Raw genomic sequence first — 23,961 nt, forward strand, 5'->3', positions numbered from 1 at the left:
CCTTTCCTTTTGTTTCTTAATGATATTCTCTCGGAATTCGATCACTGAGGAGACAAACTACCTCATAATTGATGGTTCCTCGGTAAACCGCTACATCTGTTGCAGTAATTTCTTGATCACCGTCTGCACCAATCAAGGTTACCTTGGTACCTAATGGATACAGCTTAGGTAAACGAATGGTGATTTGGTCCATGGATACCCGCCCTACGATAGGGCACAATTGTCCATCCACCAAAACTGAGAAACTCTGCATATCTCGTGTCCAACCATCTGCATAACCGATCGGTACCGTTGCAATGACTTGCTCACCGTCTGCTTGATAAGTTGCTCCGTAACCCATACAAGCCCCAACCTCTACTGTTTTGATATGAACGATGGCTGTTTCCAAGGTCAAAGCAGGTTTTAGTTCATAAGGCAATTCCAAAACTTGTCCACTTGGATTGAGACCATACATAGAATCCCCCATGCGAACCGCATTGAAAATAGTTTCTGCATGCCATAGAGTCGTTGCTGAGTTACTCGCATGGACTAGTTCTGGTACTTCTTGCAAGTCAGCTAGGATTCCCTTAAAGCATTCTAACTGTTGCTTAAAGTAACTATCCGACTCTTCATCAGCAGTTGCAAAATGGGTAAAGATTCCCTCAACATTTGCTCCATGTTCCTTGAGTAAAGTTTGAGCTTGTGCTGCCTCGCTTGCACTTCTAAAACCAATTCGTCCCATACCTGAGTCAATTTTAAGATGAACAGTTAAACCTGATAAGTCTGGCTCTGTAGCTATGAGTTTCTGGGTCCATTCCAAGCCAGCCACTGTCAAAGTAATATCAAAGTCCTTGGCCAATGAAAGAGATTCAACCTCAGATACTCCCAAAATGAGAATTTTCTTAGAAATTCCTGCTTGACGGAGTTCAAGGGCTTCATCGATATTAGAAACGCAAAAACCATCGACATCATCCTGGATAGCCGTAGCAACAGCTACCGCTCCGTGTCCGTAGGCATTGGCTTTCACAACCGCCCATTTTAGGGTATCTTTGGGAATGTGCTCTCCCATTTGTTGGATATTGTAGCGGATAGCACCCAGATCGATGAGGGCCTTGGTTGGTCTATGTGGACTAGTTTTCATAATCTTCCTCCAAAATAACACTAGCTGTCACAAACTGATCTGTATGGCTGATCGATAGCCACACTTTTCCTGAAAATGGGGATTTGCTGAAGTAAGGCGCCCCTCTCTCATTGTTCAAAACTTCCAAATCCTGAAAGCCCAGCTTCCCAATTCCCGTTCCCATAGCCTTTGAGAAAGCTTCTTTAGCTGACCAACGCCCAGCCAAATACTCGATTTGTCTACGACCTTTGAGACTGGCAAAACGCTCCATTTCCTCGTCTGTCAAGACACGCCGTGCAAATCCTTCTCTTTTTTCAACTGCATTTTCTATAGAAGCTAATGCTTCGATATCAATTCCGTGTCCAACTATCATTTTCGTCAAAAGGAGTTGAGATACCCCCAACTCCATCCTTTTCACTTATTTTGTTAAGGTAGTGTAGATTTCTTCTACCAAGGCTACTGTATTTTCCCATCCTAGACATGGGTCTGTAATAGAGCAACCAAAGATTTCTGGTTGATTTTGTCGACCATCTGCTAAGTAGGATTCAATCATGAAACCTCGAACTGTTTTCTTAATCTTTTCATTCCAGTCACGGTTGAGCAGTGCTTGGCGAACAATTCGAACTTGCTCCATATATTGTTTCCCTGAATTATCATGGTTAGTATCAATCATGATAAAGGGATTTTCAAGCCCCATAGACTCATAACGCCCGATAGCATTTAAGAGAGTTTCATAGTAGAAGTTTGGTTCATTTTTCCCATATTCATTCATAGCTCCACGAAGGATAACGTGAGCTAGGGGATTACCTGAAGTCTCAACTTCTTGTCCATGGTAAAGAAATGTTTGCTTGTTTTGTGCAGCATAGATGGCATTAAACATAACAGACAGATTTCCAGAGGTTGGATTTTTCATACCCACTGGTGCATCAATCCCTGAAGCAACAAAACGGTGTTCCTGGTCTTCTACCGAACGTGCACCCACGGCATGGTAGCTCACCAAGTCATCAACCAAGACTAGATTGGATGGATAAAGCATTTCATCTGCTGTAGTCAATCCAGTTTCTGTAATAACACGATAATGAAGCTGACGAACAGCCTGTAAACCATTAATCAAACTTGGTGCTTTAGAAGTATCTGGCTGATGAACCAAACCCTTGTAGCCATCTCCATTGGTACGTGGCTTGGCTGTGTAAACACGCATGACCATGAAAATCTTATCCGCAACTTTCTTCTGCAAGTCTGCTAAACGGCGAGCATATTCAAGCACTGCTTCTTCATTGTCAGATGAACAAGGACCAATGACTAAAAGGATACGATCATCCTTACCAGATAGAATATCAGCCAGTTCTTGGTCTCGGCTTTCCTTATGTTGCAAGGCTTCTGCAGACAGCTGTGTTTCCGCCTTAATCGCTTCAATATCGATTTCTTGACCTTTTTCAATAAATGCCATACTATTCTCCTAGTCTTTGGTAGATTTCACGAACAAGAGACTCAGTATTTTCCCATCCTAGACATGGATCGGTGATAGATTTTCCAAAGACCTCTGGTTCATTTTGACGACCGTCTTCTAGATAAGACTCAATCATGAAGCCACGAACATATTTTTTAATCTTTTCATTCCAGTCGCGGTTAATCAAGGTCTGACGAACGATGCGAATCTGATCCATATACTGCTTGCCTGAGTTATCATGGTTGGTATCAATGATGATAAATGGATTTTCGAGGCCCATTTTTTCATACTGGGCAATGGTATCCATCAAATTATCATAGTAATAGTTGGGGATATTTTTCCCGTATTCATTGAGGGCACCACGGAGAATGGCATGGGATAGAGGATTTCCAGTAGTTTCTACTTCTTTTCCTAAGAAAAGAAAACTCTGCTTATTTTGAGCTGCATAAATCCCGTTGAACATGACATTGAGATTTCCAGACGTTGGATTTTTAAAACCTGTCGCAAAATCTGCTCCACTAGCTACAAAACGGTGTTGTTGGTCTTCAACCGAACGAGCTCCAACTGCCATGTAAGAAATCAAGTCATCTACCAAAGGAAGGTTTTCTGGGTACAACATCTCATCCGCTGTCGTCATTCCTGTTTCAGAAATAACACGGTAATGCAGGTGACGAACCGCCTTGATCCCATTGATGAGACTAGGTGCTTCTTTGGCATTTGGTTGGTGAATCAAGCCCTTATAACCATCACCATTAGTACGTGGTTTAGCAGTGTAGACACGCATCACCATAAAGACGCGGTCTTTTACTTCTTCTTGCAGTTTTGCCAAACGCTTGGCATACTCAAGAACTGCTTCTTCATTGTCAGACGAACACGGACCAATCACTAACAAAATGCGTTGATCTTCACCACGAATAATCGCTTCAAGTTCTTGATCGCGTTGTTGTTTATTGGCAAGTGCCTGTCCTTCTAATTTAGACAAACTACGAACTTCTTCAATATTAATTTTAGGGCTTTTGGCTGTAAATACCATGATTCATCCTCCTTATAAAGCAAACGGACGCCAAGCGAAAATTCACTTTTCACTAGGCATCCGCCTGAAAATTAGTCATTCTTAATGTCGTTTACCGTGACAGTTTTTAAATTTCTTACCAGAACCACATGGGCACAAGTCGTTACGCTTAACTTGGCTAAGATCCAAATCTGCAGGAAGCTCAGTCTGTTGCGCAGCAATATTACGAGTTGCTGTCGTACTGATATGACGCTCTGCTTGTGGACGCTCTTGTTCATGAATTTGTGCTTTCATCATCAAACGAGTCACATCAAACTCAATGGAACCAATCATATCATTAAACATACGGAAACCTTCGGCTTGATACTCAACGACTGGGTTATTCTGAGCATAACCACGGAGACCAACAGCATTACGTAACTGATCAAGAGCATCAATATGGTCTGTCCACTTGTTGTCTACAACACGTAGAATCAAGACTTTTTGGAATTCTTTAACAGCTTCCTCATCACGAAGCTTAGCAACTTGGCTATCGTAGACTTTCAAGGCACGTTGGTAAAGTTCATCTTTGATCGCTTGGTCTGACAAACCTTCTAGGTCTGAAAGTGAAATTGAATCTTCTGGAAGCAAGTTGTATCTTGCAAAATTCAAGATAGCTTCTAGTTTTTCATCTTGTTTAGCACGCGCATGATTATCAACAACACGATTAATAGTGCGTTTAATCATTGCATGAATCTCAGGAGCCAAGTCGCGATCAGCAGTGATGACATCGTAACGTTGTGAGTAGATAATCTCACGTTGCTCACGCATAACATCATCGTATTGAAGGACTTGTTTACGTGTGTCGTAGTTGTTTCCTTCAACACGTTTTTGTGCTGCTTCAACCTGACGTGTCAACATACGAGATTTGATCGCTTCGTCTGACATATTGAGACGTTCAAAGACACCCTTCAAGCGTTCTGAACCGAAACGTTTCATCAAATCATCTTCAAGAGAAAGGTAAAATTGAGATTCCCCTGGGTCCCCTTGTCGTCCTGAACGTCCACGAAGCTGGTTATCGATACGACGACTTTCATGGCGTTCTGTACCAATGACACAAAGTCCACCAAGTTCACGAACACCTTCACCTAGCTTAATATCAGTACCACGACCGGCCATGTTGGTCGCGATTGTAACTGCACCACGTTGGCCAGCATTCATGATGATTTGAGCTTCTTTATAGTGGTTCTTGGCATTCAATACTTCGTGAGGAACTCCTGCAGCTACCAATTTTTTAGAAATATAATCACTGGTTTCAACAGCAACAGTACCTACCAAGACTGGTTGACCTTTTTGGTAGCGAGCTTTTACATCTTCAACAACAGCCTTAAATTTAGCTTCAAGACTAGCATAAAGTACGTCTGGATGGTCAATACGTTGAACTGGACGGTTTGTTGGGATTGGAATAACACGAATATTATAGATTTCGCGGAACTCCTCTTCCTCTGTCTTACCAGTACCTGTCATCCCTGACAATTTCTTATACATACGGAAGAGGTTTTGGTAGGTAATAGAAGCTGAAGTCTTGGTTTCATCTTGGATTGGCACACCTTCTTTTGCTTCAATAGCTTGGTGCAAACCATCAGAATAACGACGACCTTCCATGGTACGACCGGTAAATTGGTCGACAATCAAGATTTCCTGCTCTTCGCTGACCACATAGTCAATATCAAGAATCATGATGTAGTTAGCACGAAGGGCATTGTCTATAAAGTGAGTCAAGGCTACGTTTTCGATATCGTAGAGATTTTCTAGTTTGAAGTAGCTTTCAGCCTTGTCAATACCAGAATCAGACAGACCAATTGTCTTAGACTGAATATCAATGATATAGTCATCCTTATCCAAAGACTTCACAAAATGGTCAGCCATATGGTAGAGTTGACTGGTTTCAACTGCATTGGCTCCTGAAACGATCAAAGGAGTACGAGCTTCGTCGATCAAGATTGAGTCAACCTCATCGACCAAGGCGTAGTTGAGTGGACGTTGAACCATATTTTCGGCACGAACGACCATGTTATCACGAAGATAATCGAAACCAATCTCTGAGTTTGTTGAATAAGTGATATCACACTCATAAGCTTCTTTTTTCTCCATTGGAGATTTGGCTGCCAAGTTGATCCCAACTGACAAGCCGAGCCATGAGTACAACTCACCCATCTCAGTCGCGTCACGTTCTGATAGGTATTCATTGACCGTAACTACGTGAACACCTTTACCTGAAAGGGCGTTAAGGTATACTGGCATAGTCGCTGTCAAGGTTTTCCCCTCACCAGTACGCATCTCAGGAACGTCACCATGGTGAAGAACGATTCCCCCCATAACCTGAACCTTATACGGGAAAAGACCAAGAACACGCTTAGCTCCCTCGCGTACAACAGCAAACGCCTCATACAAAAGTTGGTCAAGAGTCTCACCATTTTGATAGCGTTGTTTGAATTCTTCTGTTTTTGCTTTCAATTGCTCGTCTGTTAACGCAGCCATTTCATCTTCATATTTGAGGACTTTATCAGCCATCTTTTCTAGGCGGCGGAGTTCCCCTTTATCATTTTCGATGATTGTTTTTAATAAATTTGCCATTTTTTTCCTTACTTTAAATTCTGAATATTTTAGAATGTTCTTTTTATTGTAGCATATTTGCCCAATTTTTTCAAGAAATATTCCGTTTTCCCTTAGGGCAAAAAAGGGCTAATCATCGAGATTAGTTCCCTTAAAATTCCTCCTCTTAGCTTCATTTTTCCTAATTTGAACTTCTACTCAACTTCAGCATTGAGAAACGAAGCATCCTTCAGTTATTAGGCACTAATTTCCTCAGTTCTCTCAAGGAAGATTAGCCTTATTCTTTTCCAACTTCAATTTTTTCATAAATTTTAGACAAGTATAAACTATCCAGTCATTGAGTAAGGATAAAAAGACTAAAACTATCCATATCAACCACCTAGCTAAATCCTTGGGTTCTAGTAAAATAAAATTAAATAAGATTAGCGAAAAAAGAGTGAAAGCTAGACTAAACAAGGCCATGAGAGGTAAATAAATCCAGTAAAAGTAGTAAAGGAGTGAAAAGTGTTTTCTTCCTGGTCGTGCCTTCCTTTGCCAACTAAAAAAGAAAAAATAGGGCACTAAAATCAACAATTGTAGCAACTTCTCCATCTCATCACCTCCAGAACTGTTTCCTATTTTTATTATAGCAAAAAGACCTGGAAAGTAGTTTCCAGATCTTGCAATTCTTAGAAATAAACGGCCAGTCTACTGTTTTGATGTAGAAGTACTAAAGTCAACCTTTGGAGCCGTCTTGGCTTCTTCGCTTTCTTTGAAGGTTTCTGCTTCTTTAAAGTTCATCATATTAGCAAAGAGAACAGTTGGGAAGCTTCTTAATTTTTGATTGTAGTCAGTTGCTGCCTGGTTGTAATCCTTGCGGGCTACAAAAATACGATTTTCGCTTCCAGCCAACTCCGTCATGAGTTGTTCCACATTTTGATTGCTCTTAAGCTCAGGATAGTTCTCTGTCAACACAAGTAGGCGTGAAATAGCTGAACTCAACTCACCTTGAGCCTCTTGGTTTTCCTTTGAAGTAACAGAGCCATTCCCAATTTTTGCACGTGCTTCTGCAATCTGGGTGAAGACCTCTGTCTCATGGTTCATTTGTCCCTTTACAGACTCTACCAAATTTCCAATCAAGTCTGAACGACGTTGAAGAGCTGTCGCTACATTTGCTTGAGCTTGTTCTACCTTGGTCTGTTCGGAGACAAGACCGTTATAAGTACCTACAACCGAGCAACCTCCCAGCAAGATAATGGCTAGTAAAATGCTCAATACATAAATGATTCCTTTATTTTTCATATCTAAACCTACTCATTTCTTTAAATTTTATACTGACATTACCAATCATCAGATGAACCTCCACCATCAAAGCCTCCGCCGTCCCAGCCACCAGAAGAATCTGAACCTGAGTCTGACCAAGACGAATCCGAATCGGATGAGTCACTAAACCACCAGCCACCGTCAGAGGAATCTCCTCCTCGGCCACCGCCGCCTCCTCTAATAATGGCTATAAATATGATAATGAAATAAATGATTATCCCGACTCCGAACACATTGTCCATAGGATCACTGTTCTTACGATGACTAGACGAGCTACTATTTCGACTCGATTTTTTACCACTGATGCTATCAGAGTAACGTCTGATTTTGGCGGAAGCATCTGCAAACGACGTTTCATCAGATGAAAAGGTTCCACTTCCCTTATAAAACTGATTATCCAAAGCTTTGGCAATCGCTAGAATCCCCTTACTATAGTCCCCATTTTTAAAATCTGTACGACTGGCTGCCAGGATCTGCTTGGTTTGGTAGTCTGTTATTCTAATTGCGGTATTATTACTTGTTTCAATCCTTGATTTACGATCTTGAACAGCTACCACAATCAAACTTCCAAAATTATCTCCTGAATAACCTATTTTCCAGGCTCTAGCCGTCTCATTAGCGACCGTTTCAATGTTTTCTCCTTCTAAACTGTCCACGATATAAACTCCCACTTGAAGCTTTTCTGCCTTTTTACTATTAGCTTCATTCAAATCACGAATTTGTGTGATAGTGTCCTCTGTCAAATAATGATTTGGATCGTAGATACCATAGTCTGGTTTTTCAGGTGCTGTGAATGCTGATAAGAAGAGAAATACCATCAGCAATCCAAGGATACGCGCCAAGAAACTTTTCTTTAACAATCTATATTTTTTCATAATAACCTCCCTGTGTAAGGAAAATTGTTTAGAGAATTATAGCATTTTGATTTTTACAAAGAAAGTACATTTTCATTACAAATCTATGACAAAAACTAAGAAAATGATGTTTTTTTGATGACAAATCGGACTCTCTATTCTGCATTAAATGGTCTAAATTCCCACCATATTGACTGCAATCTCTAGAAGGAATAATCAGAAGCACTCGGAACCAATCTTAGATAAATTTTGGATCTGTTGACAAGCCTTATTTCTTGGCATTATAGTTCATAAGATTTGCATTTCTTGATATCCAACAACTCATGACAAAAGAGAGGCTTTGAGAGGGAGGAATTCCTCTGTACTACACCCCCGAAAAATTTAACTTTCGGGGTCTATACATTCTTAAATCTACTAGTCTTTGTATTCTTGTGGAGAGAAATTTTTATTTTACAATATAATAAAAAATATAGTCATCAATATATTTATCTACTGATCAAACATTTTTAACCTTTTTTCCGTTATTCTCAAAATTTTCGAAATCACTTGATGAATTTATGATGTTTTAGCACTCTCTGTTAGGGGGGCTAATTCACTGGGTAATTTATTTTCAAAATAAATATAGGCTTCATCTGTCGTAGCGTTCAAATTATCTATTCACATGCTTTTTATAGTGAAAACTTCTACATCCTACGCGATAATCTATCTCAAAATAATAATAATGATCTCTGCCGTCCTTGGCATTTTCCTTGTTCAAGACAAAGTAGTCCTTTTGGTTGATAGCCATGGTTCGCAGAATATCATCAATCAAGAAAGTCAAGGGTACATTCATGGCAGAGTATTTTTGGAAATCTTCCTCAAAACGAATGTAGTCATCTGAGAAGTAATCCATCTGCAATTTGTTTTCATATAACTCTTTTCTAGTCATCAACTTCCTCCTGACAAAGTTGGATTGTGAGAATATCATCTACCCTTATTAATCGATAGCCTTCATCCGTTCTAACAGAGATTTCTTCGGGGGATAATGCTCTTACTTCACCCAATATCGTGCCTTTATGATTTTTCTCCTTGACAACAAAAGAGCCTTTTTGTCGTCCAACGTAGAGCTGGGAAAGCAGCAACAATTTCTCAACTGGATTCAAATCTGTTGATAAATCGACACGATTTTTTTCTGCACTGAGTGAACTCGTATGCTCCGATAGAAAAAAGCCCATCCACTTCTGCATGCCTGGATCTTGATAATCCCTCGCGGATTGGAAGGGCAAATAAGAGCGATCAATCATTTTAGTCCATCTAATCCTCCAGCAGAGTGCCCTCCGATCAGCTTACTTCTGGCAATACTTCTCGATGCATCCTCTAAGGCAGTTGCCTTCAAAAGGGAAGTAAAGCCGAATTGTTCTCGAATGGAATCAATGGCAGTCTGGAGCCTTTCTTCTTTTTCTAGCTTGTCAACATCATCAAAAAGGGAAATTAAAGAAAAGGACTCGTCCATCAATCCTGAATAACTAACGGCTACACTCCTGACAGCTCCAGAAGTATATTTGCTATGGAATAATTTCAGTACATAACTGACTAAAAGACTGGTATTATTGGTCGGCTCAACCTTCATCTGGGTATGGATGGAGCGTTTTTGTTCCTGCTTAGAAAATCCAAGATGAATAGACACAACTGTCGTCTTCTTTCTGGCCCGTCGAAGCCTGATAGCCACCTGCTCAGCCATCTCTCGGAAGATAACTTCGATATCTCGCTGCTTGACATAGTCTCTCGGTAAAATTTGCGAATTGCCTAAGCCGTGAGATTTTGGCTTATAAGGCTTATGAACATTACTCTCATCTATTCCATTGGCATGAAACCACAAGCGTAGTCCAGCTTGGCCAAGCTCCTTCTTCAGGACATCAGGATTGCTATTGGCTAATTCCTTAATCGAATAGATTTCCAAGCTATTTAAGCGCTTCTCCATCCGATGCCCAATCCCCCAAAAGTCGGTCATCTTTGGAATGGACCAGACCTTATCCTCCACATCTTGGTAAGACCAATTGGCTCGCATAGTCGGTGTGTGCTTGGCTTCATTATCCAAGGCCAACTTAGCAAGCAGAGGATTAGCGTTAGACATGCCGACTGTCGAGTAAATCCCCGTCTGCCGCCAGATGTCCCTCTGGATACGAGCCGAAAGCATATCCAGCTTATCTTTACGAGAAATCTGCTGATCTGGGACAAAATAATTGAGCGAACTGGTTAGATCAATAAAGCCTTCATCAATTGAATAAGGATAAATATCATCTGGACTGCCATAGTTCTGAAAGATTCGTTGGATTTCCATATTAACTGCGATATACTTGTCCATCCGAGGAGGGACAATGACGCTCACCCGAGCCCAATCCTCGATAAATTTCACATAAGCTGAACCCGTAGGTAGGCCTTGTTTCTTAGCATTGTAGTAGGAAAATTTGCGCGTCTTGATATCAAAAGGCAGGTCATGAGCACGGCCTACATTTGCTTTTCCAAAGACCTTTTTAAACATAGGCGAGGAGGCAAGAATAAGCCCAACAGAATTATCCGCCCGACTCATAACACAAAGGGAAGTTTTAAGAGGATGAAGCCCTCTTTCCACACACTCAACACTGGCATAAAAGGACTTCATATCGACAAAGGCAATATCACTTTTGGGCTCTCTGGAATAATCAAAGTAGCCCATAGACTATCCCTCCATTGGCACAAAATTACCCACGATAATGCCTACAATCCTCGGATCTTCTTCATAAGAGATGAAAATATCCTTGTATTTAGGATTGATAGAGACCAGACGTAAACCATCTTCTTCTCGATAGACCCGTTTGATATAGGTCTGGTTATTGCAAACCACTGCATAGACAGCACCGTCGTAATCAAACCCAGTCTCCCGAATCAGAGCCACGGAACCATTTTGATATTTGGGTTCCATAGAATCCCCTGATACCCAGGATGCAAAATCATGAGCCAGTTCTTCATTGAAATAAACCGTGTCAAAGTTTCGATCATCATAAACTGAAGCTCCGATACCAGCTGACATACGTTCGTAGACATGATACTCGAAAAGTTTTTCTGAAATAAGCATCACCTTCTTGGCTTGTTCTTCTTGAGCCAGATCGCGAGCATAGACCACTACCTTCTCTTTTCCTTGATTAGAGAGGCTGTTATAGAGACGGACAATTTCGATTTGGGTGAAATAACCTTTTGGCACTTTTAAAATCTCTTCTAGCTGTCTAACCTTTTCTTCGGAAGGTTCCTTGACTCCACGTTCCCAAGCTGAATAGGCCTGAAAACTAATCCCAAGCTGCTCTGCAATCTCCTTTTGTGTTAGCTTTAGCTCTTTTCTCCGAGCCTTAAGTTTTTCTGGTTGGTACATGTTTTACCTCCTAGTCTGATGTTTTCATTGAAGGTTGACTCTATTTTTTAAAATTCAACCATTTTGGTTTAGTTTTATTATATAAAAAAAGCAGACAAATGTCTACTAGGAATGTTGAGGTTTAGCAGACTATTGGGAATGATGATGCTATAGATTCCTTATCTCAAATACTGTCGTATGAATCCACTCGTTATTCATTTGAAAGTCATTTTCTATGATTTTACTAAAGGTAAAACCATTTTTTAAAAGCACTCTCTGAGAAGCCAGATTGTCCGTTGCCGTCCCTGCGATAATCTTATGTAAACCATAAGTAGTAAAGGCCTTTTCTAAAACGAGTTTAACTGCTTCGCTTGCATATCCTAAATTAGTAACATTTTCTCCAATCCTATATCCAAGTTCTGCTATTTTTCTATCCTTCCCTAAAACACTTAAATTGATTCTCCCGACCATAATGCCTTGTGCATCTCTAATAAGATGCATGTAGACATCATGGCTCTCTTGTTCCCTTAACAATTCCCTTGTAATTTCTTTAAAACCTTCTAAGTCAAAATAGTGGGCTGGTCTAGGAGGTAGACTCCGCTCAAAATACTCCCGATTTTCTTTTTCAAAAGAATAAATATCTATACTATTTTCTTCAGACATCAACTCTAAACTTATCATTGTAAACCATCTCCTATCATTCTCTAAATTCAAATGTACTCATGTTCACACAAAGTGACATTTACAGAATTTACAGAGCTATCTTAATTTTTTCATATCGTATCTACATTATAACACAACATACTATGAAGAAAAATAATATCCAATGTTAAAACACATTTCACCTCATAAACTGCGTCATACGGGAGCAACACTCGCTAAACAGGCAGGAATGAGCTTAGAAGCTATTTCCGAAGCTCTAACACATAGCGACACAGGTACAACACAGATTTATGTCAATACTTCTAATGTAGTCCCTATGGCAGTCGGTGAATTTGCCTTAAAGTCTCTAAAACAATAAGGTTAAAATAAGGTAAACTTTGAGGTGAACTTTTTCAAAAAACATAAAAAAAGCACCCATGAGGTAAACTCTTGAGTGCTTTGAAACGTTGATATAATCGTATTGATTAACGTTTTGAGGCAACTGACTTTGTCAGATTGCAGCCACATTTGTAAGCGACTAAAGTCGCAACAACTGTGTCAATTGCACCAATTTAGTAAGAAAATTTAAAAAAGAACACCCCGAAAGGTGCTCTTTGTAAGTATAGTAATTCTTTCGAATTAACGTTTACTAAATTGTGATGCTTTACGTGCTTTCTTAAGACCTGGTTTCTTACGTTCAACTTTACGTGAGTCACGTGTAAGAAGTCCTGCGCGTTTCAATGAATCGCGGAAGTCTGGGTCTACTTGAAGAAGGGCACGAGCGATACCGTGACGGATAGCTCCTGATTGACCAGCGTATCCACCACCTACAACGTTAACGAAAACGTCGTATGAACCTACAGTTGAAGTAACTGCGAATGGTTGGTTGATGACAAGACGAAGGTCAGCGTGTGGGATGTACTCTTCAACATCTTTTTTGTTAACAGTGATTTTACCAGTTCCTGGAACAAGGCGAACGCGTGCAACAGCGTTTTTACGACGTCCAGTACCTGCATATTGTGCTTGTGACATACTTTATTGTTCCTTTCCTTAGATAAGTCCTGAAATATCAAGAACTTCTGGTTGTTGTGCAGCGTGAGTGTGCTCAGCTCCAACGAATACTTTCAATTTCATACCTTGAGCGCGGCCAAGAGTATTGTGTGGAAGCATACCTTTAACTGATTTCTCGATCAAACGAACTGCATTTTTAGAACGAAGTTCACCAGCAGAGATTGATTTCAATCCACCTGGGTGGTTTGAGTGAGTGTAGTAGATCTTATCAGATGCTTTTTTACCAGTCAATTTAACTTTTTCAGCATTGATAACGATTACGAAGTCACCTGTATCAGTGTGTGGTGTGAATGTTGGTTTGTTTTTTCCGCGAAGTACGCTAGCAACAACTGCTGAAAGGCGTCCTAGAGGTACATCAGTTGCGTCAACAACGTACCATTTGCGTTCTACTTGGCCTGGTTTAGCCATGAATGTAGTTTTGTTCATGATTTCTCCTATATGAATATCGTTTTTGTTTACAGGGCGGATGTTCCGGTCCGCAAGTTATTTGAAAGGTTCCGGGGCCTTACAAATGGGGTAAACAATACCGTCTACTATTGTATCAAAATTCTCAGATAAAAGTCAAGAGATTGGAAAAATATTTTTTTATTTCTGCCAGATTCTCAACCTTTTTTCTGCCTGCTCCTGAAGGATTGTCTGAAAAATTTTAGAGACTAAGTAAATAGCGCAAGTCAAGAATAGCGTTACCACTAAATAATTGATCAAACGACCATGATCTCCAACCAATGGTGGTTTTGTCAAAAATCCATAATCTCCACCTGTTACTAAATTAACCACGAAAATCAAGGCATTGAGCGAAGACGTGATAATTAGGATTCGTTTGAAATCCAGTAAACTAGCATCGTAGTCCTTCAGGAGATAAATCAAGGAATTTCCAAAGAGGGCTAAGTGTCCGAAAATAAAAGACAGGATGGCAATGTGGGGGAAGGGATAGGGATCTGGCACTGGATAAATAAAAGCTGCCAAAGTTCCAAAGGTTCCCAATACAGCAAAATACTGCTTGACTCTAGAGACACCCGGAGTCAAAAGCACTACAAACATAGCCAAACGGCAATGATAAAAGGGTAGACTTTCTGTTAAAGGCATCTGATTAACCAAATACCATCCGTAGAGCAGGATTAGCTGTACCGCCTGTAAAATCCGGAAAAATCGCTGACAGACTTTTTTCTCACAATAACGATAGGCAAGAAATACAGTCAATGCCAATAAGGTAAATAGACTTCCGTACCAAAGAAGATCAAATTGGGGTGGTTCCGTCGGCTGCGTGCTAAATAAAGCATCCCAAAAATTCATGTAACTTTCCTCATTTTCATATAAGCCAATCTCTTACTGATCTTTATAGAGCCTAGCTTACATTTATTTCTTATATTTTTGTGTTCCAAAGAAGCTAATCCTTCAAGACAAATTTACTCTTGAAAAATTTTTCTTATCGAAGAACATTAGTCTTCTTCTTGCAAACTTTCTACTAGCTTGGCTAGATTCATAGAGTTAGAACCTTTAAGCAAGATTTGGTCATGTGCTCCAAGACTTTCCTTGACCTGCTTGACCATGGCTTCAAACTGGTCTTCTTCAGCAGTTTTCTTGAAGTAGTAAACATGACCGATTGGAAACATTTGACTGGCTAGTTGAGCCAAATCAGCAATGTCTTCGCCGTAGAAAATAACGGTATCAAGGACATCGGGTGTAATGCTCAAAATCATCTGATTATGGAGTTGAACAGACTGGTCTCCAAGTTCTTTCATGTCCGCCAGAACTGCGAGTTTCTTGCCACCTTCATTGGCTGGAATGGCAGAGAAAGTCTCTAAAATCAACTTCATGGCAGTTGGATTGGCATTGTAGACATCTGACAGGATATCCGCACCGTTGGCTGCTTTTTTCCACTCGGTACGATTGCGGGTCAATTCTAGATTTTGGAAGGCTTGACCAATCTGCTCTTCAGATACTCCTTCTTGCAGGGCAACATAAGATGCGATCATGGCATTAGTCGCATTGTACTTACCTGTTACTGGCAAGTCAAGAGCCTGCTCTAAGAAATTGGCCTTGAAAGTCAGGCTATCCTTACGCTCAATCAAATCTGTAATTTCTAGTTCTGCACCTGGACCAAAACGAACTACTTTTTGATCAGCAGGTAGATAATCCTCAACAATAGGATCAGCTGGTGCTAAAAGCAAGCCCCCTTTCTCCATACCATCAGCGATTTGCAATTTCCCTTTGGCAATCTCAGAACGGTCCTTAAAGAAGGCCAAATGAGCTTCTCCAACCAAGGTCACAATGGCTGTCTTTGGATGAGCCAATTCAGACAAAAGATGGATATCTCCCAAGTGATCCTGACCCATCTCCAAGACCAACTTTTCAGTATCATCTGGCATATGAAGAACTGTATAAGGCAGCCCAATCTCGTTATTGTAATTTCCTTGAGTTTTGTAGGTTTTGTAGTTTGTAGAAAGCAAATGCGCCAGCATATCCTTGGTAGTAGTCTTACCGTTCGAACCTGTAACGGCAAAGACATCTACACCTGCCTTTTGAAGATAGTAAGCTGCGAGAGCTTGAAAGGCTGTCAAAACATCCTCTACTAAAATGTAAGGATGATCTGCTACTTCCTTCTCTGACAGGGTTACAGTAGCGCCATTTTCAAAGGCTGTCTCGATAAAATCATGACCATCACGCGCTCCCTTGAGAGGAATAAACAAATCCCCCTCAGCAATCAAGCGACTATCAAACTCCGCCTTAACTAGCGGACTATCCGCATAGCTTGTCACATCATTTTTTGCATCAACAACACGCGCAACTTCGTGAATCGTAAGTTTCATGTTTACTCCTTTAAAAAGGGGCAAGGAGTCCTTCCTCGCCCTTATGTCTGTCTTTACAATAGGTGCGCTTCACGCTTGTCAAAACTTTCCTTAGCAAGGTCAACCAAACGTTCGATTAATTCTGGATAAGAAATTTCCATATTGTCCCAAAGCAAGGGATACATAGACCATTGAGTGAAGCCTGGCATGGTATTTAGCTCATTTAGGAAAACTTCTCCCTTATCTGTATAGAAGAAGTCGCAACGCGACAATCCAAGCCCGCCAATAGCACGGAAGGCAGCTTCTGCATTTTTACGCATGACTGCTACTACATCCTCACTAATCTTAGCTGGAATATCCATGGTAATCTTGTTATCGATATACTTGGCATCATAGTCATAGAAAGCTACGTCTTTGACAACTTCACCAGGAAGAGTGCTCTTAACATCATAGTTTCCTAAAAGTCCAACTTCAATTTCACGCGCATTTACACCCTGCTCCACTAATACACGACTATCGTACTTGAAGGCAAGCTCTAGAGCTTGATGGAGTTCCTCTTTATTTTCAGACTTAGAAATCCCAACACTAGAACCCATATTTGACGGTTTTGTGAAAACTGGATAAGTCAATTTCCCCTCAACTTCAGCAATCTTAGAAGCCAAGTCATCCCCTTCAACAATGGCTACGTAAGGGACTTGGGCAATCCCAGCAGACTCCAAGACACGCTTGGTAGTAATCTTATCCATAGCAAGACTTGAAGACAAGATGTTGCAACCAACATAAGGCATTTTCAAGACTTCTAAGAAACCTTGAACGGAACCATCTTCTCCCATGGGTCCATGAAGAACTGGAAAAACAACTGCGCCTTCTTCGTAGATAGCACTTGGAGCAATTTTCTTGTCCCAATCGATCGTTTCATTGGTCATGAGACGTTCGTCTTGTCCAGGTGTTTGGGTAAATTCTTGGGTTTTGATAAAGTCTCCAGACTGGCTGATAAAGAAGGTTTTTACTGCGAAACGATCATAGTTAACCGCACGCATGACACTCTCAGCTGACAAGACAGACACTTCACGTTCTGCACTGCGTCCACCATATAATAGAATAATTGTTTGTTTCATATGATTGTCCTATTTCTACTAGAATACTCGCTTTTTAGTATATCACATTTGTTTATTTTTTTAAACTTGAATAGCACAAAAGAGACTGGATTAAAAATAAATCTAGTCTCTTGATTTCTTATATATCGTATCTGCTAGTTAATTGCCTGTTCTATATCCTTACAGACTAAAGTTCGGTACGATTTTCGATGGCTCTTAGGAGCGTTACTTCATCTGCATATTCGATATCTGCTCCTACTGCTAGACCTCGTGCTAGACGAGTAACCTTGATACCTGCAGGTTTGAGCAAGCGAGAGAGATACATGGAGGTCGCTTCGCCATCAGCTGTTGCATTGGTAGCTACGATGACCTCTGAAACCTCACTGGCCATAAGACGAGTCATAAGACTCTTAAGGTTGATATCATCCGGACTAATTCCATTCATGGGTGAAATCAACCCATGCAATACATGGTATAACCCATGGTATTCCTGAATATTTTCCATAGCAGCTACATCTCGACTATCCTCTAGGACGAGGATAGTTGTTTGGTCCCGACTTGGATCTGTGCAGATAGAACAGGGATCTTCATCGGTTAAACGTCCACAGATAGAACAATAGGTCAACTCTCTTTTAGCTGAAAGGAGATTTTTAGCAAATTCGTTGACGTCATCATCCGGCATTCCAATAGTATAAAAGGCTAGACGGGTTGCTGTCTTGATCCCAATACCCGGAAGTTTAGAATAACTGTCAATCAACTTAGCAATAGGTGTTGGATAAAGCATGGCTTCCTTTCTAATTCATTGGATGGTGTTGGTTGTATAGATTGATAATGTCGCGAGCAATTGCTGGCCCAACATTTTTGGTTAAATTGGTATTATGAGGAAAGACTACTGCAACTGCAATTTGAGGATTTTCTGTTGGAGCATAGGCCACGGCATTGGTATTATTAGCTTCTTTTTGACCACCAGCTACATAGCTTTCAGCTGTACCGGTTTTACCACTGATAGAAACAGTGGCACCATCTGAAAACGCCCGTCCTGTCGTTAGGGGACTAGTTCCATGCGATACTTGGTAAAATCCTTGGTGCAAGATTGCCATATCTGATTCAGAAATATTGACCTTGTTGATTTCCTTGGTATTTATTGCTTGGATTAATTCCCCAAGGCCACCCTTATCATTGTTGTCGTATATTCCCTCGACAATATGTGGAGCTAGACGAACACCATTGTTAGCAATAGTTGCAACGTACTGGGCTAATTGCATCGGTGTGTAGTTATCAAACTGGCCAAAAGCATTAGTTAAATAATTAGCCAAGTCAAATTTTTGGGGGATAAATCCTGTTGATTCCTCTGGCAAATCAATCCCTGTAGAAGCACCCAAACCATACTCACTAAAAGTCGCGCGTAGTTTTTCCATAGCAGGCTCTAATCGGTCTGTCTTGACTGTCATATCTGGTTGATAGGTTTGGCCCATCATTCCTAGGGCAGTTTGAATCATATAGGCATTAGAAGAGTATTCCAAAGCCTCGACTGCTGTAATCGGGAAGGAACCATAATAAGGAGTATACCAAGAATTGATAGCTGGGGATCCTTGGAAAACGATTGGCTGGTCTGTCAAGGTCTGGTTTCCTTTTAAAACACCATTTTCCCAGCCAGAGCTGATGGTAGCCGCTTTAACGACAGAACCCGGAACAAAGACATTAGTCACAGTCCCCAGCGAGTCTGATGTCAAGTCGCCCGTTTCCAGATTATGTTTAATACCTGACATAGCTAACACAGCACCCGTCTTAGGATTGAGGGCTACTGCATAGACACCTTCTGAATATCTGGCTCCACCATTTGCAAGTTCTGAGTTGAAATAACTCTTCAAGAGACTGTCTACGCTATCTTGGAAGGCTAAATCAATGGTTAATTTGATGTTTTTCCCCTTGCTACCTTCTTCGATATTTTCTACGCTCTCCATGTCTCCGTGCTTATCCAAATGGATTTCCTTGACGGTCCGTTTCCCTTGCAAGACCTCTTCGTATTGCTTTTCAAGATAGGAAGTCCCGACTCGGTCATTGAGCGAATAGCCTTTTTTCAAATAAGTGTCTACTTCTTCTGCTGGAAGACCGGATTTTTCACTAGAAACAGTTCCGACAATAGATGAAAGAGACGTCTCTAAGATCTTTCGATCCCATGAGGTAGAGATAGAAATACCTGGCAATTCCTTAGACGCAGAAGCAATCACAGCTACCTGTGTATCGCTCAAAGGATCGGTTTGAATATTCCCTGTCGCAAAATTACCAACTGTATTGAGCTGGTTAAAGAGGTAGATAACCTTCTTTTCATCCTCTGAATAGTTCAGTTGATCAGAAGTGATACTCTCAGCAGCATTGTTATAAAGTTGAGCTTCAGACAACTGATTTCCATCAGAATCAAAACGTTTATCCTTAGGAAGAGCCTCTACCGTTTTTTTATAGACAGCTGGATCTGCTAGATAATAGTCAGCCATTTGACGTTCTGTCAAATCTGGCGAGGTAACTGTTACATACGTTAAGAGTTTAGTGGAAATATCCTTTAAATCAGTAGCTGTCATCTTATTGCTTCGTGTGAAAGCCACGACTTGTTTAACGGTATTTTCTACCAAGGGTTTTCCAGCCGCGTCATAGATTTCTCCACGAGCAGAGCCCGTTGTTACCCTAGTTTGGCTAGCAGATGCTAGCTTAGCTTCATAAAAATCCTTGTTCAAAACTTGCATATAGAGCAAGCGACCAATGATGGTCATGAAAAGCAAAATAACGATTGCAAACAATAAATTAAGCCGAATCGGTATCGAATGACTATTGAATTTTCTCATACAAATCAGTCTCATTTCTAATCAAAATCTCAATCTCCATTGTACCATAATTTGAAGAGAAAATTATGGAAAAAGAAAAGACTTTTCCTTTTTATCCCAAAAACAAAGCAACTGTGGTATAATATAAGTAAGCGCTATTTTATTTGTTAGCTTTTATTGACAAATAATGTTTAACAAATAACTACAAAGGAGTCCCATGAACAAGCCAGACATCTCTACGATTATTGATCTTCACTTTGAAGAAATGACCGATTTAGAGCAAGAGATTGCCCGCTATTTTTTGCAGGCAGATACCATTCATGATGACTTGTCTTCTCAGCAGGTCACTCAAAAACTTCATATTTCTCAGGCGGCTCTCACTCGTTTTGCCAAAAAATGTGGCTTTACAGGTTATCGGGAATTTATTTTTAAATACCAGCAACAAAAGGATACCCTTTCCGTTCCACAACAGGATATGAATCCTTTGACCCAAAGAGTCTTGAGAAGCTATACAAATATCCGAGAAATGACACAAGAATTGATTGATGATGACCAACTGGAGCGCATTGCCCAAATGATTGATCAATCAGAACGCGTCTATTTTTTTGGCACTGGAAGTTCTGGTCTCGTTGCGCGTGAGATGAAATTGCGTTTCATGAGACTTGGAGTCGTTTGTGAGGCTTTGACAGATCCAGACGGTTTCGCTTGGACAACCAGTATCATCGATGAAAAATGTTTGGTCTTTGGTTTCTCCCTTTCAGGAACAACTCCATCCATCATTGATAGTCTACTAGACGCTCAAGATATGGGGGCTAAAACTGTTCTTTTTACTAGTACGCCTAGCAAAGAAACTCAGGCATTTACAGAAACTGTACTGGTGGCAAGCCAAAGTCAGGCTTCCTATATCCAACGTATTTCTGCCCAACTTCCTATGTTGATCTTAATCGATCTACTCTATGCTTATTTCCTAGAAATTGATCGTGAAAGTAAAGAAAAAATCTTTAACAGTTATTGGGAAAATAAAAAACTAAATGGCTATCGTAGAAATAGAAGGTCTAGATAAGCCTCCATCCCTTTCAAGTGAACAATCACATCAGCAACCAGCGATTAAAGTCGCTGGTTTTTAGTTTGCTCAAGTCCTATAACTAATGACTTATGCACATAGAACTCTACACCTGCTACCTTCTATAAAAAGTCTCTATAAGTCTCTAAAGTTCTATAGTTAGTTGGTTTAAAAACTGTAGGGATTATAGAGATTTGTAATGATAGATAAAACAGCCCCGCAGTAAGATATTACCTATGTTTGAAATTTATAATACATATAGATTGAGATAAACCTCATTATACTTCTCCCTTATGAGTATATTCTTAAAAGATGATTAAAGAGTTTTTCAAAAATTCAATCCCCCTTAAACTTGAGCAAGTCAAACCTATCACCTTACTTCATCTAAAGAAACGCCATTCCCAAAATTTTCAATGTCGGAAATTCATAGTATTCGACTCACCTATCGAAAATAAAACTTACCAAACATCAACTCTAGTCTGATAAAAAGAGAACTCCCACTCTACTAAACACTTTCTTTGGGTTCTTCCATTTGTTGTGATTTATGAGGAACTTTATCTCATAGAAAGACTTTTTGTTTTCCAAATGCATAAAAAGAGGCTGGGTAAAGATCTTTAAAATCAGAAAAACGCATAATATCAGATATTCAAAAACCTTGATATTATGCGTTTTATGTTGAAAAGATTTTCTAAATGTTATCCCCAAAGTGGGGGATAGCCACTCTTTTCTATGACTTAAAGCCAGATTTGATCGTCAATGTGAGTCGTTATTTTAAACAAAGTAACATTACTCTCCTAAGAAAGATGACTATTTTTCGTCTTCCTTCTTACGACGTCCAAGTGCTGCCAATCCTACAAGTCCTGCAACTACTCCGAGTACAGTTGATCCTGCAGATGTAGTTTCACCAGTATTTGGAAGTTGTTCCTTAGCCGATGTTGGATTAGCTGGTTGTTCCGAAACTGGTTTATCTGGTGTTGGGTTCACCGGTTTACCTGGTGTTGGATCCACTGGCTTACCTGGTGTTGGGTTCACCGGTTTACCTGGTGTTGGATCCACTGGCTTACCTGGTGTTGGGTTCACCGGTTTACCTGGTGTTGGATCCACTGGCTTACCTGGCGTTGGATTCACTGGTTTACCTGGTGTTGGATCCACTGGTTTACCTGGTGTTGGGTTCACCGGTTTACCTGGTGTTGGATCCAGAGGCTTATCTGGAGTTGGCTCTACAGGTTTGTCTGGAGTTGGTTCTACAGGCTTATCTGGAGTTGGCTCTACAGGTTTATCTGGAGTTGGTTCTACAGGCTTGTCTGGAGTTGGCTCTACAGGTTTGTCTGGAGTTGGCTCTACAGGCTTGTCTGGAGTTGGCTCTACAGGCTTGTCTGGAGTTGGCTCTACAGGTTTGTCTGGAGTTGGCTCTACAGGTTTGTCTGGAGTTGGCTCTACAGGTTTGTCTGGAGTTGGTTCTACAGGCTTATCTGGAGTTGGCTCTACAGGCTTGTCTGGAGTTGGTTCTACAGGCTTATCTGGAGTTGGCTCTACAGGCTTGTCTGGAGTTGGTTCTACAGGCTTATCTGGAGTTGGCTCTACAGGCTTGTCTGGAGTTGGCTCTACAGGCTTGTCTGGAGTTGGCTCTACAGGCTTGTCTGGAGTTGGCTCTACAGGTTTGTCTGGAGTTGGCTCTACAGGTTTGTCTGGAGTTGGCTCTACAGGTTTGTCTGGAGTTGGTTCTACAGGCTTATCTGGAGTTGGCTCTACAGGCTTGTCTGGAGTTGGCTCTACAGGCTTGGCTGGAGTTGGCTCTACAGGTTTGTCTGGAGTTGGCTCTACAGGCTTGTCTGGAGTTGGCTCTACAGGCTTATCTGGAGTTGGTTCTACAGGCTTGTCTGGAGTTGGTTCTACAGGCTTATCTGGAGTTGGTTCTACAGGCTTGTCTGGAGTTGGTTCTACAGGCTTGTCTGGAGTTGGCTCTACAGGTTTGTCTGGAGTTGGTTCTACAGGCTTATCTGGAGTTGGCTCTACAGGCTTGTCTGGAGTTGGTTCTACAGGCTTATCTGGAGTTGGTTCTACAGGTTTGTCTGGAGTTGGCTCTACAGGCTTATCTGGAGTTGGCTCTACAGGCTTATCTGGAGTTGGTTCTACAGGTTTGTCTGGAGTTGGCTCTACAGGTTTGTCTGGAGTTGGCTCTACAGGCTTGTCTGGAGTTGGTTCTACAGGTTTGTCTGGAGTTGGCTCTACAGGCTTGTCTGGAGTTGGTTCTACAGGCTTGTCTGGAGTTGGCTCTACAGGTTTGTCTGGAGTTGGCTCTACAGGTTTGTCTGGAGTTGGTTCTACAGGCTTATCTGGAGTTGGCTCTACAGGCTTATCTGGAGTTTCTTTAAGTTTGTACACATATGTTACATTCTTATCACCTTCGATAACCTTACCAGTTGTTGGGTCTGTTGACTTCAAGTGACCTTCGTCGTCTACTTCACCTACTGTGTAGTTTCCTGCTGGGACCAATTCATAAGTCTTACCTTCGAATTCAATCTCTTGTGGACGGTTGTCTACAACTGTATCGTAGTCTTTGTCTACTGGTTGAGCATCTTCGTCAGTCACATCTGACTTGATTGTCTTGCCTTCTGTATCTACGTAATGAACATAAACGTTACCCTTAGGCTCAGCTGGTGTTTCTTTAAGTTTGTAAACATAGGTTACATTCTTATCACCTTCGATGACTTTACCTGTTGTTGGGTCTGTTGACTTGAGGTGACCTTCGTCATCTACTTCACCTACTGTGTAGTTACCAGCTGGGACCAATTCATAAGTCC

21 protein-coding genes and 1 pseudogene are annotated in these 23,961 nt (G+C 40.9%); 2 read left to right on the forward strand and 20 right to left on the reverse strand.

The window, feature by feature from the left end; translation table 11 throughout:
* Positions 1 to 16 precede the first annotated feature (16 nt).
* The 12 genes from alr to AC3E7H_RS08505 all read right to left on the reverse strand — a co-directional run bounded on the left by alr (position 17) and on the right by AC3E7H_RS08505 (position 12,357).
* The gene (gene alr, locus AC3E7H_RS08450) at positions 17 to 1,120 is read right to left on the reverse strand and encodes an alanine racemase (RefSeq protein WP_075228793.1); all 1,104 of its coding nucleotides are present in this window, start codon (positions 1,118 to 1,120) and stop codon (positions 17 to 19) included.
* Positions 1,110 to 1,472, reverse strand: a complete 363-nt coding sequence (acpS, locus tag AC3E7H_RS08455; RefSeq protein ID WP_075228817.1) for a holo-ACP synthase — start codon at positions 1,470 to 1,472, stop codon at positions 1,110 to 1,112. The genes alr and acpS overlap by 11 nt, the downstream gene beginning before the upstream one ends.
* A gap of 45 nt (positions 1,473 to 1,517) precedes the next feature.
* The gene (locus tag AC3E7H_RS08460; RefSeq protein ID WP_075228792.1) at positions 1,518 to 2,549 is read right to left on the reverse strand and encodes a 3-deoxy-7-phosphoheptulonate synthase; all 1,032 of its coding nucleotides are present in this window, start codon (positions 2,547 to 2,549) and stop codon (positions 1,518 to 1,520) included.
* Position 2,550: 1 nt separating this feature from the next.
* Positions 2,551 to 3,582: a 3-deoxy-7-phosphoheptulonate synthase gene (locus AC3E7H_RS08465; protein ID WP_045762820.1), complete on the reverse strand. Its 1,032-nt coding sequence runs from the start codon at positions 3,580 to 3,582 to the stop codon at positions 2,551 to 2,553.
* Positions 3,583 to 3,663: 81 nt separating this feature from the next.
* Complete coding sequence (secA, locus tag AC3E7H_RS08470) at positions 3,664 to 6,177, reverse strand: preprotein translocase subunit SecA (RefSeq protein WP_000002003.1); 2,514 nt, start codon at positions 6,175 to 6,177, stop codon at positions 3,664 to 3,666.
* 666 nt (positions 6,178 to 6,843) lie between these two features.
* Positions 6,844 to 7,437: a LemA family protein gene (locus AC3E7H_RS08475; protein ID WP_000790850.1), complete on the reverse strand. Its 594-nt coding sequence runs from the start codon at positions 7,435 to 7,437 to the stop codon at positions 6,844 to 6,846.
* Positions 7,438 to 7,475: 38 nt separating this feature from the next.
* The gene (locus AC3E7H_RS08480; RefSeq protein WP_000760785.1) at positions 7,476 to 8,333 is read right to left on the reverse strand and encodes a TPM domain-containing protein; all 858 of its coding nucleotides are present in this window, start codon (positions 8,331 to 8,333) and stop codon (positions 7,476 to 7,478) included.
* A gap of 628 nt (positions 8,334 to 8,961) precedes the next feature.
* Positions 8,962 to 9,240, reverse strand: a complete 279-nt coding sequence (locus AC3E7H_RS08485) for a DUF5960 family protein (protein ID WP_000196990.1) — start codon at positions 9,238 to 9,240, stop codon at positions 8,962 to 8,964.
* Entirely contained in the window at positions 9,233 to 9,595 is a 363-nt protein-coding gene (locus tag AC3E7H_RS08490) for a hypothetical protein (protein ID WP_000567213.1), read from the reverse strand. The genes AC3E7H_RS08485 and AC3E7H_RS08490 overlap by 8 nt, the downstream gene beginning before the upstream one ends.
* Positions 9,592 to 11,007: a Y-family DNA polymerase gene (locus tag AC3E7H_RS08495; protein ID WP_000540266.1), complete on the reverse strand. Its 1,416-nt coding sequence runs from the start codon at positions 11,005 to 11,007 to the stop codon at positions 9,592 to 9,594. Before AC3E7H_RS08495 ends, AC3E7H_RS08490 begins: the two co-directional genes overlap by 4 nt.
* Positions 11,008 to 11,010: 3 nt before the next feature.
* Positions 11,011 to 11,697, reverse strand: coding sequence for an XRE family transcriptional regulator (locus AC3E7H_RS08500; protein WP_000284673.1), 687 nt, complete (start codon positions 11,695 to 11,697; stop codon positions 11,011 to 11,013).
* Between the two features lie 147 nt (positions 11,698 to 11,844).
* Positions 11,845 to 12,357, reverse strand: coding sequence for a GNAT family N-acetyltransferase (locus AC3E7H_RS08505; protein ID WP_485737624.1), 513 nt, complete (start codon positions 12,355 to 12,357; stop codon positions 11,845 to 11,847).
* A 139-nt stretch (positions 12,358 to 12,496) separates the two neighbouring features.
* Here AC3E7H_RS08505 and AC3E7H_RS08510 point away from each other — a divergent pair.
* A pseudogene (locus tag AC3E7H_RS08510) lies at positions 12,497 to 12,697 on the forward strand (tyrosine-type recombinase/integrase); the annotation flags it as partial.
* Between the two features lie 260 nt (positions 12,698 to 12,957).
* Here the strand turns inward: AC3E7H_RS08510 and rpsI are convergent.
* The 7 genes from rpsI to pbp2b all read right to left on the reverse strand — a co-directional run bounded on the left by rpsI (position 12,958) and on the right by pbp2b (position 20,115).
* Entirely contained in the window at positions 12,958 to 13,350 is a 393-nt protein-coding gene (gene rpsI, locus AC3E7H_RS08515) for a 30S ribosomal protein S9 (RefSeq protein WP_000075973.1), read from the reverse strand.
* 18 nt (positions 13,351 to 13,368) lie between these two features.
* A complete protein-coding gene (rplM, locus tag AC3E7H_RS08520) occupies positions 13,369 to 13,815 on the reverse strand; it encodes a 50S ribosomal protein L13 (protein ID WP_001044622.1) in 447 nt (148 codons plus the stop codon).
* A gap of 159 nt (positions 13,816 to 13,974) precedes the next feature.
* Complete coding sequence (locus AC3E7H_RS08525; RefSeq protein WP_490676388.1) at positions 13,975 to 14,682, reverse strand: YwaF family protein; 708 nt, start codon at positions 14,680 to 14,682, stop codon at positions 13,975 to 13,977.
* A 146-nt stretch (positions 14,683 to 14,828) separates the two neighbouring features.
* Complete coding sequence (locus tag AC3E7H_RS08530) at positions 14,829 to 16,199, reverse strand: UDP-N-acetylmuramoyl-tripeptide--D-alanyl-D-alanine ligase (protein WP_490676389.1); 1,371 nt, start codon at positions 16,197 to 16,199, stop codon at positions 14,829 to 14,831.
* Between the two features lie 53 nt (positions 16,200 to 16,252).
* Positions 16,253 to 17,296 carry a D-alanine--D-alanine ligase gene (locus tag AC3E7H_RS08535; protein WP_414260821.1) on the reverse strand — a complete coding sequence of 348 codons (1,044 nt, stop codon included), beginning with the start codon at positions 17,294 to 17,296 and terminating at the stop codon, positions 16,253 to 16,255.
* Between the two features lie 166 nt (positions 17,297 to 17,462).
* On the reverse strand, positions 17,463 to 18,059 hold the full coding sequence (recR, locus tag AC3E7H_RS08540) for a recombination mediator RecR (protein WP_070888870.1): 597 nt from the start codon (positions 18,057 to 18,059) through the stop codon (positions 17,463 to 17,465).
* A gap of 10 nt (positions 18,060 to 18,069) precedes the next feature.
* Complete coding sequence (gene pbp2b, locus AC3E7H_RS08545) at positions 18,070 to 20,115, reverse strand: penicillin-binding protein PBP2B (protein ID WP_414260822.1); 2,046 nt, start codon at positions 20,113 to 20,115, stop codon at positions 18,070 to 18,072.
* 196 nt (positions 20,116 to 20,311) lie between these two features.
* On the opposite strand from pbp2b, the gene AC3E7H_RS08550 reads away from it, so the two are divergent.
* Positions 20,312 to 21,157, forward strand: a complete 846-nt coding sequence (locus AC3E7H_RS08550; protein WP_060956197.1) for a MurR/RpiR family transcriptional regulator — start codon at positions 20,312 to 20,314, stop codon at positions 21,155 to 21,157.
* Positions 21,158 to 21,964: 807 nt separating this feature from the next.
* Here the strand turns inward: AC3E7H_RS08550 and AC3E7H_RS08555 are convergent.
* Positions 21,965 to 23,961, reverse strand: a 1,997-nt coding sequence (locus tag AC3E7H_RS08555; protein WP_490676390.1) for an LPXTG cell wall anchor domain-containing protein, incomplete at its 5' end; no start/stop codon positions are given.

Source organism: Streptococcus sp. SCPM-O-B-15304 (M98), assembly GCF_058200215.1.